The sequence below is a fragment of the Pontibacterium sp. genome (assembly GCF_964228735.1).
Lineage (GTDB): Bacteria > Pseudomonadota > Gammaproteobacteria > Pseudomonadales > Balneatricaceae > Pontibacterium.
In genome coordinates this window covers 1-9,056 of record NZ_CAXRBQ010000188.1, presented here as the reverse complement: position 1 = coordinate 9,056, position 9,056 = coordinate 1, and the positions used below count along the sequence as shown (strand labels likewise).

Annotated in this window: 12 protein-coding genes; 4 read left to right on the top strand and 8 right to left on the bottom strand. The window is 50.9% G+C overall.

The features are described from left to right. Window positions 1–657 precede the first annotated feature (657 nt). Complete coding sequence (locus tag ACEQ15_RS19970; RefSeq protein WP_370281032.1) at window positions 658–1,704, bottom strand: IS481 family transposase; 1,047 nt, start codon at window positions 1,702–1,704, stop codon at window positions 658–660. 100 nt (window positions 1,705–1,804) lie between these two features. On the opposite strand from ACEQ15_RS19970, the gene ACEQ15_RS19965 reads away from it, so the two are divergent. Then, entirely contained in the window at window positions 1,805–2,125 is a 321-nt protein-coding gene (locus ACEQ15_RS19965; RefSeq protein WP_370281034.1) for a heavy metal-binding domain-containing protein, read from the top strand. Window positions 2,126–2,191: 66 nt separating this feature from the next. Here the strand turns inward: ACEQ15_RS19965 and ACEQ15_RS19960 are convergent, their stop codons facing one another. Together ACEQ15_RS19960 and ACEQ15_RS19955 are read right to left on the bottom strand one after the other, a co-directional pair. Next, window positions 2,192–2,845 carry a hypothetical protein gene (locus ACEQ15_RS19960; RefSeq protein ID WP_370281031.1) on the bottom strand — a complete coding sequence of 218 codons (654 nt, stop codon included), beginning with the start codon at window positions 2,843–2,845 and terminating at the stop codon, window positions 2,192–2,194. Between the two features lie 102 nt (window positions 2,846–2,947). After that, on the bottom strand, window positions 2,948–3,832 hold the full coding sequence (locus tag ACEQ15_RS19955) for a LysR family transcriptional regulator (protein ID WP_370281030.1): 885 nt from the start codon (window positions 3,830–3,832) through the stop codon (window positions 2,948–2,950). A 106-nt stretch (window positions 3,833–3,938) separates the two neighbouring features. Between ACEQ15_RS19955 and ACEQ15_RS19950 the strand changes: the two genes are divergently transcribed. The 3 genes from ACEQ15_RS19950 (at window position 3,939) to ACEQ15_RS19940 (ending at window position 5,951) form a co-directional block, all read left to right on the top strand. Further along, window positions 3,939–4,367, top strand: a complete 429-nt coding sequence (locus ACEQ15_RS19950) for a PACE efflux transporter (RefSeq protein ID WP_370281029.1) — start codon at window positions 3,939–3,941, stop codon at window positions 4,365–4,367. A 224-nt stretch (window positions 4,368–4,591) separates the two neighbouring features. Then, a complete protein-coding gene (locus tag ACEQ15_RS19945) occupies window positions 4,592–5,188 on the top strand; it encodes a rhodanese-like domain-containing protein (protein WP_370281028.1) in 597 nt (198 codons plus the stop codon). 94 nt (window positions 5,189–5,282) lie between these two features. Further along, complete coding sequence (locus ACEQ15_RS19940; RefSeq protein ID WP_370281027.1) at window positions 5,283–5,951, top strand: response regulator; 669 nt, start codon at window positions 5,283–5,285, stop codon at window positions 5,949–5,951. Window positions 5,952–6,214: 263 nt separating this feature from the next. On the opposite strand, the gene ACEQ15_RS19935 is transcribed toward ACEQ15_RS19940, so the two are convergent. From ACEQ15_RS19935 to ACEQ15_RS19915, 5 genes are all read right to left on the bottom strand, one after another. Then, window positions 6,215–6,868, bottom strand: a complete 654-nt coding sequence (locus tag ACEQ15_RS19935) for a phytanoyl-CoA dioxygenase family protein (RefSeq protein ID WP_370281026.1) — start codon at window positions 6,866–6,868, stop codon at window positions 6,215–6,217. Between the two features lie 29 nt (window positions 6,869–6,897). Beyond that, a complete protein-coding gene (locus ACEQ15_RS19930) occupies window positions 6,898–7,287 on the bottom strand; it encodes a GFA family protein (RefSeq protein WP_370281025.1) in 390 nt (129 codons plus the stop codon). 105 nt (window positions 7,288–7,392) lie between these two features. Further along, window positions 7,393–7,554, bottom strand: coding sequence for a hypothetical protein (locus ACEQ15_RS19925; protein WP_370281024.1), 162 nt, complete (start codon window positions 7,552–7,554; stop codon window positions 7,393–7,395). A gap of 643 nt (window positions 7,555–8,197) precedes the next feature. After that, the gene (locus ACEQ15_RS19920) at window positions 8,198–8,575 is read right to left on the bottom strand and encodes a hypothetical protein (RefSeq protein WP_370281023.1); all 378 of its coding nucleotides are present in this window, start codon (window positions 8,573–8,575) and stop codon (window positions 8,198–8,200) included. Window positions 8,576–8,699: 124 nt separating this feature from the next. Beyond that, on the bottom strand, window positions 8,700–9,056 hold a 357-nt coding region (locus tag ACEQ15_RS19915), incomplete at its 5' end, for a DUF1353 domain-containing protein (protein WP_370281022.1).

The window sequence follows — 9,056 nt, the reverse complement described above, 5'->3', positions numbered from 1 at the left end:
AACGTCGGAGAAGACGGTGAATGATGCTGCAGTAGCGCAGATGCGGCGGCAGAATCCGGATAAGATCGAGCGGTGTTAAAGAATGTGGTTATATTCAATGCGGTGGCACGGCAATAGCAGATGAATTCACTGATTCAGGTCTAAATAACGAAGAAACTCCAGCACTGGCACAAACCTTAGTTGGAGCATTAGCACAACTTGATAGCGAAGAGCTTGAGTTCAAGGACCCAGTCGCAAAACTTATAAAATCACTTAACAACAAACAGGTAAAGGCTGAGCTGATTGACTACTTCGTAAAGAACAAAGTCGTCGACGAGTCAGGTGCTGTGGATATGTTTTTTTCAGAAAACTCAGGTTTAGAACTACCTCCAACTCACCATGGGACACTCTTTAGTAACCAAGGTATTGGTTTAATGCGTCAATGGTTACCTTTGAGCGTAGACTATCTTAGAAAAAGCTATAATCAGGCTATAGAAAAATAAGTCAAATTTATCACTATCTCATGCATTTAAGTTGAATGTAGTGCAGTTCTACCCCATAACATTTAGTCAGTGATAAACATCTACTTTTCGAGGACAAACCAACATGCTCAAAACAACAACCTCTGTCTGTACAGAGATAGTATTCACCTGACAGCGCTTCCCGCATCAACTTCTCTTAAGCAGCCGATTCGGCTGCTTTTTTAGTCTCTGATTTTTTCAGTATACCTCGCTTAAAGACAGTGAATGGTGTCTGACCATTCATATCACGGCCTTGGTGTGGGCGTTTACGGTTGTAATGATTGAGGTAGGTATCCAGGTCTTTCTGCATTTCCTCAACCGCTTCATACCATTTTGTGCGCCCCTGTATGCGGAAGTGCTCATCCAGCAATGTGCGGTGTAAGCGTTCGACGAAGCCATTGCTCTGTGGACGACGCACGCGTGTGGTTCTGTGTTCGATCTCTTCCAGCTGAAGGAACAGCTCATACGGATGGGTATCCTTACGACCACAGAACTCACGGCCGTTATCGCTAAGGATGGTTTCTAGGCGGCATTTATGTTGCTCAAAGAATGACAAGACATCGGTGTTCAGCACATGAACGGCGGTGATTGGTAGTTTACTGGTGTACAGACGCCCCCAGGCATAACGACTAAAGCAGTCGATCACAGTCTGTAGGTAAACCTTACCGACGCCTTTCAACGTACCGACGAAGAACGTATCAACAGCAACCAGCTCACCGGTGTGATGTACTTCGATGTGGCGTTCACGGAACTCGGGGCTGAAGCGTTCGAGCAACTTAATCTGCTCATCAGATAACTCCAGCTTACGGTCTTTAACGGTCTTCTCTAAGCGCAGCAAGCGATCATGTCGAGTGAGAAGGTCATGACGACTCCAGACGCCACGTACACCACCAGAGCTGACCTGGATGCCTTTGAGTGCTAACTCTTGGGATACGCGCAATGGGCCGTGCGTCGGAAACTCCAGGCTGTGATCCAGAATAGCTGTTTCAATCTCTTCACTGACCCGATTAGGGTGCGGTCCGCGAGGGCCAGGTAGGCGATCCAACAGGCCTTCGGAGCCAAAGGTCTGATAGTTACGACGGATTTCATAGAACTGTTGACGGGAGTAGCCCATGATCTTGCAGGCTTTGCTGACGTTCTGAAGATCTTTGGCAAGTTCTAGGAGGCTGAGCTTACGGCGTGCTACCTTTTCATTGGTGGTCATAGTCGTTACCTCGTGGATATAGTCGAGCGTGAGATACTCGTTCTATAGTTCACGGGAAACGCTATGACCACTCTCATTATCTGAGGGCAGGTGTCAGGTAATAACCATCACACTTCACTCTGTCGTAGAAGGTCGCCCGGTTAAGGATTATCTGGGCGTTGTCGTCGGTGAGGCGATTCTGGGTGCGAATATCTGTAAGGATCTGTTTGGTGCGATCCGCGATGTGGTCGGCGGTCGTTCCGGTGCCTATGAGCAGGAAATGGGTAAGGCGCGGGATATTGCCTTTGATGAGATGGAAGCGAAAGCGCGTGCGATGGGTGCCGATGGGATTATCGGGATCGATATCGATTACGAAGTGGTGGGCCAGAACGGCAGTATGATGATGGTGAGTGTGAGCGGTACGGCGGTTAAGTTTAAGTAACGGGTTTCTGGCCGGATGCCTTCAAATTCAGTTGGCATCCGACTTTATCGCGTTTAACTTTGGCGTTTATTCACCCAGCAAGGCTGACTTGCCGTAGTCTTTCTCCAACACTTGAGCGAACTTCTTCGCACCGTTGGCCACGTTGGTTTCCCAGTCGTTTGGCGCATCTACGTCTGCGTCGTCGCTGATGTATTTGTACGAGACAAACTGCACACCCAGCTTCTGACTCACCTTCCACAAGGCATAACCTTCCATATCCACCAGATCAACCTGGATATCCAATCCTTCCAGTGCTTTGGCCGAGTCGCTGACGAAGGAATCACCGGTGCCCAGCACAACGCCTTTCGCATCCGGTAATGTTTCGCCAGAGAACGGCGCGATACCGCGCTGGAAACCGATCTCCCGGGCGTCCATATCCCGCTCGATAAAAGTGCCGATTTTATTCAGGCCACGCACGTCGGTCACGGCGCCTGCAGTACCGTAGTTGATCACCAGGTCCGGCTGGTATTTGTTGATGGCTTCATACAAACCAATGGCGGCATTCACCTTGCCCACACCGGTATACACGATCGGTGCGTACTGCTGCAGCCCCGGGGTTTCTGCTTCCAGTGCTGCTACGATCAGATAACGTTTGGCTTCCTCTGCCTGAGCGATGCCCGTGATAGAAAAGGCCAACAGTACGGCAGTGGTGTTCTTCAATAGGGGGAAATTCAGTTTCATGGCGTGTGCTGACTCGATGCTCAGTCCGTATGTGAAAGTTCGCCTGGCAGCTTGCCAGCTTTTGCACACAGATGCGAGCGATGCTGGAGTTCTGCCATGAAGTCAGACCAGAAACTCCAGCTCAGCCAGCTCCTTGTAGAGCCACTGCCCCGCCGTACCCTCTTTGTACTTGGGGCTGATAATCAGATCGACCGGCATATGCGCCACATCCCCACGTCCTTCAAAGCGCAACAGCGTCATGCTGCCATCATCTAGCCACGGTCTGGCCATATGCTCCAGCACCCAGGCCCAGCCCAGGCCTCGTTTAACCAAGTCCATCAGGAAGTATTGGCTCTCCACTTTCCACACTTTGCTACTGAACTGCTCGCTGGCAATAATCTGCCCGGAGCGTGAGGTCAGGCGCAGCTGCCGATAGTTCCCAAGCTCCGCAAAACTCGGCAATGTCTGACCGCTGAGCGGATGGTTGGCACCTGCAACGGCCACAATCGCCATCTGACGCAGCGGCTTGATGTAGTAACCTTCACCCGCCTCTAGAATGCTGACCAACACGCCAATATCCACACGGCCTTCCTGTACCAGACGGATGATGTCGCGACGGGCAGGATTCAGTAGCTCCAGCTCCAATTGTGGGAATGCTCGCTCAAAACGTACCAGCACGTCCTCCAGTGCTTCACCTATCAGGGCCTCTTCCACCGCTAATGTCAGCCGCCCCTCCTCACCTGCAGCCATCGAGTCCGCACGTCCTTCGAACAGCTGCGCCTGCTCCAATAGGGCTTTTGCCTGGGGTAGCAACGCTTTTCCCTCTTCAGTCAGTGTGGGTTCACGACGGCTGCGGTCGAATAGCTCCAATCCCAGATCCAGCTCCAGGTTGGAGATCGCCGTACTGACAGCGGATTGCGCCTTGCCCATCTCCCTGGCTGCCGCAGAGAAAGACCCCCTCTCGACGCTCAGGCTAAAGGCACGCAACTGTTCCAGATTAAATCGCATCAGGCTTCAACCTATACATAAAACAGATAGATACTAACTTTTAACTATAGAAATAACTGAGAGAATACACACACAGATTTTGCAATACCAGATAACGGAGTTAGCTATGCGCACCACTAAAGACAGAATCCGTCACACCCTGCTGTTTGAAGGCGTAGCCATTGTGCTGTCCACGGCGGCTGCGGCGTTGATCCTGGAGAACTCTGTGGCCGAGATCGGTGCTCTGGCGATTGTTATGAGCCTGATCGCGATGGTGTGGAACTACGCCTACAACCTGTGGTTTGATCGCTGGCAGCATCACACGCCACCCAACAAACGCTCATTTAAGATGCGCCTGCTGCACGTGATTGGTTTTGAAGGGGGCTTATTGGCGGGTTGTTTGCCACTGGTGGCTTGGTGGTTGGACATGACCCTATGGCACGCCTTCCTGACCGATATCGGCTTCACCCTGTTCTTTATGGTGTATGCCTTCGCCTTTAACTGGGTGTACGACCAGGTCTTTCCAATCAAGGCCGTTGCCTTCGAAGCTTCATAAATCTTTCCCAACAAGAACCCGCAGACCATGCGGGTTCTTTCTTTAGTGCTCTCCTATCTTTTCTCCCACGCTCCTGTTTCACCCTCTTCTTACACTCTATAAGCCCCTGTTTTAATTGTGCTTTACTGAAAAAATACTACTTTAGTACTTATTTTTTTCCTCCAAGGTAGGATTCATGCCAGCACTTTAGCAGAGTGTAATAGTCAGGTATGGAGGCAAAAAAGATGAGAACCCTGACCTTAGCGCTCTGTTTATTCTGCTCGGCACTGGCCGTTGCAGACGATCAGCCCGACCAAAAAGCTGCCCAGCAAAACTGGTTGGAGGCGTTCAAGGACCAGGAAGAGCTGTTCTCATTTGAGGGTTACCGGATCATCCGTTATCGCAGTCCCACCCCACAAGGTGTGGAGGGTGCAGAAACGATTGGCACGCAAACGCTGCATCAGATGCTGCAAAGTAAGCATCCACCTGCGCTGCTGAACGTTCAACCGGTACGCTGGCTACAGGGGCACTTTCTGCAAAATGAGGCATTTATGCAGATCCCGGGTAGCCGCTGGATTCCCAATGTCGGGATGGGTGAACTCGATAAAGGATGGGAAGACTACTTTCGCCACCATCTGAACGTTGTCGCAAATAATCAGCAAAATGCTGCGCTGGTATTATACTGTCGGGCAGATTGCTGGATGTCCTGGAACGCCGTGAAGCGCGCAGCTGAATGGGGGTATACCAATCTCTACTGGTACCGGGACGGTGTCGACGGCTGGCGTGAAGCCGGATTGGAACTGCAAGCAGGCACACCTGAGCCCTATCCAGTGCGTAGGTGAGCTATAAAATAGATAAGGTAGTCTGAACACAGACACACCGGCGAGTTCAGGGATCGAGATCGCACATAATAACTAGAATGGCTGGAGATGTGTTGTGTACAAAATTCTGATAGCGGACGACCATCCGCTGTTCCGCGAAGCGATTACCAATGTAATCGAAAAGAGTTTTCCCGGTTGCGAGACAATCGAAACCGAAGATCTGGACAGTGCGCTGGAAATCACTCAAGAGTCTGATGACCTTGACCTGATCCTGCTGGATCTCAACATGCCGGGCATGAATGGCCTGAATGGTCTGATCACCCTGCGTAACGAGTCTCCCACTATCCCTGTGGTTATCGTCTCTGCCGAAGAAGACAAACAGGTGGTGCTGCAGGCGATCACCTACGGCGCGGTGGGCTTTATCACCAAGTCATCCCCACGGGAACAGATGACCGAAGCGCTGAACCAGATTCTGGCCGGCAACGTTTATCTGCCTTCCGATATCATCCGTTCCAGCCAACCGGAAAGTCGTCGTTCCCACCGCAAGGATGAGAACCAGATTCCACCGGAACTGCTCTCCTCCCTTACCCGCCGCCAGCTGCTGGTGCTGGAACGCATGTCCAAAGGTGAGTCCAACAAACAGATCGCTTACAACCTCAACATTGCTGAAACCACGGTGAAGGCACACGTTTCCGCGATTCTGCGTAAGCTGAATGTACATAACCGTATTCAGGCGGTGTTGTCAGCCGGCAATATCGATTTTGGTGAGTATCTGAAGCGCTAAGCAAAACAGAGAGCTTCAACGTAAAAACCCCCGACTCTCGGGGCTTTTTTTGTAGCGTGTATGGTGATTACTGTCGTGGTCAGAGCCCTCTGCTACATCACTCAGATACACTTGTAGCAGCCCGCTCTGAGGGCGACAAAGGCATTTGGAGAATACTTCCCTTCAGCCTGTCGCGGTCGGCACCCTAAAGGGCATAAAAGACCGCTGCTACAGGAAAATTGCCGTGTAGGTTGGCCTTTGCGCAGCAAAGCCCAACACCCAACTCAAGCCCACTCCAGTCCAGCAGGCAATTTATAACCGCAGTATTCGATCTGCAGCACACGTCGCGAACTGCCACTGCTGCCTTCACAGGTTTTGTGCAATACATGCGGACGGATCGCTAAAACATCACCCGCTTCGGTAAAGCAATCGATGCTTTCATGGCTCTCAGCATAAGCTGCGATCTCCTCTTCGGACATCAGACCTGTGTTGTGACTGCGCGGGATGATACGCAGGTAGCCGCTCTCTTCGTTGGCCGCATCCAACTGCAGGCGCAGGGTGACCATGTTATCCAGCACTTCAATGGGTGGCTGAACGTAGTGAACACCGTCTTCCTCGTGCCAAGGCCCCCAGTCTGCAATATCGACCTTCTGGTTCAGTACAACATTGCGTTCCTGATGCCATGCCTTTGCTGGCGTACTCTCAAACAGTTTGACCTGCACAATCGAAACAATCCCGGTGAGATAACTCTCTGCAATACGCATCAGATTGGGATCGCTCACCAGTTCCTGCACGATAGGGAAAACTTTATCCGCACTTTTTTCACCGGCCTTCTGCTCCAGCGGGGTCTCCGCCAGGGCATCACGCAAACGGTTTACCTGCTCCATCGGCAACACACCTGATAAATGTTCGTATCCCTGATAATCAAATGCCGACATAACTTACCTTCCTTACAAATATCCAATAACTATTCAAACTCCAGGCACAACGGCAGCGGAGTGTCGATGGCATACCAAGGGGCCTTTTGAGATACCCAAATGTGGTTCTTCTCGACCGTCCGTGGATCATCATCCAGTGAACCCAGGCGCAAAATAATGTGTTCTGTACCTTCGCGCTTAGCATAAATCTGGGTTCCGCAGCAGCTGCAAAAATACCGGTTTTTCCCCGGTGAAGACTCGTAGGAGCGCAACAACGATTTACCGTGCAGAGCAAAATCGCTATCGCTAACTGCGGCGACACTGGAGAATGCTGCGCCGTGTGCCTTACGGCATGTTCGACAATGACAATGCACGATTTCTCCCACATCGCCAAAAATTTCGTAGGTCACCTGCCCACACAGGCAACTACCTTTAATCATCTCTAAACCTATTCAGTATAAACAAGGATAAGGATATCGCTGCGACATTACCGATTGAGGATACCAATACGTGCCGCAGCGAGGGGCGATGCAGATAGGTGCTGATCAGCGGATTGCTTTACAGAAATTGGTCTTTGGAGGACGCCAGCTCAGGCCACCTTTATCCACATCGCAGGATTTCTCGTTAATATGATCACGGGAGTAACCGGTACAGTCGCGGGTAGCGAAGTAGCAGGTCCCTTTTACGTTCTCACGCTTATAACGCACACCGGGTTCCTCTTTTGCGAACGCACCGGATGAAAATACAAATGAGGTCACTGTTACAGCAACGAGGCTCGTCCATTTTCCTTTGTTAAACATCGATAAACCTATTCAATTTATTCCATTCACGTTCGACTCACCTTGCCGCAAAGCGGCTGCTGCCTTGTCACAGCCACGCAACTCCTAAAGAACTGACATGGGAGGGTTACAACGTCGAAAAAGATATAGAGGATGGGCATGCAATTGCGGTATACGGACAGATTAGTCATCCGTAGCAATGGAGTATCGATGTAAGCCATCGTGATACTGCTGTGCAGCTCCTTGCACAATCACACGTCCCTGTCTTTCTCAGTAATTACAACAACATATAAACCTGACCAGCAGATGCTGACCAAGCCGCACAGCCATCCAAGTATGCCGTTGTCGTATGACAATGAGTTTAAACAACCGTTTAAACTCAGATAAGCGGCCTGGCTGATACTAGCAGGAATGCGGTTTTTGAAACCAGCGATCCAGAACTGTCCTGGATAAAGATTTGATTAGACTTGAGACAGGTCACCCCCCGTCTGTTCCTTGATCAGCCAGACGGAGAGCCTTGATGGATATTCGTACAACTGAAGTAACCAAGAAGCAGCTGTACGGGTAGATATCAGTCAAAAACCCGTGGACAACCACCGTAGGCATTAAAGGATTCATCCCAGCGGCGCACATCGTTGGCACGACGCCAGCGTGAGTGGAAGAACTCCATCAGGCAGTTACCGCTATCCAACTGGATCAGTAAGGTGTCGAACTCGTTCACCTGGTTATACGGTGGGTACTCTGTACTTTTGCCCCAGGTGATTCCACCTTTACGATCGGCATAAGCTTGCCAAAAACCGTCAATACCTAACCAACGGCTGTTCTCCTTATCCCAGGCCTGTAGCTCGCCGTTGTTACCTTCCCGTACCTGACCATCCCGGAAATCTTCCGGTGCACTCCAGGCCAGTTGTGTACTCAGCAGTAATGCGGTTGCCAGAATCACGCGCATCGGTCAGCTCCTAATTTATCGTTGTGATCGGATTCAAATCAGGAGCAGTTTAGCCAGCGGATTTGAAACGAAACTGAAAATATCGGTGTGTTTTCACAACTGAACCATCCGCGGACCTGACACGCTAACCACCAACAGGTGCCATCCCGTCGCTAGCGGTTGGAACAATGTCTTCAGCAGCCCGTGCTCGGTTTGCATCCCATGCTAATCCGCCAAATGCAGAGAGAGCCAGCCACGCCATCCAGTTGATCACTTTCATGCCGTTTACCCGCTCACCCACGCTATAAAAGACTTCATCCCAGTAATCCTGCCCCATTGCCTGATCCTGCTTGCAGATCCTGCCGTCCTCGCCGACAACCCAGATGTAATCGTAACGGTAGCCAAAATCATGAATCAGACCGGGGATGAGCAGCAAACCGGTAGGCGATAGGAAAAACCACAATAGACGGGGGATAGACGCACCATCGAACACAAAACCTTT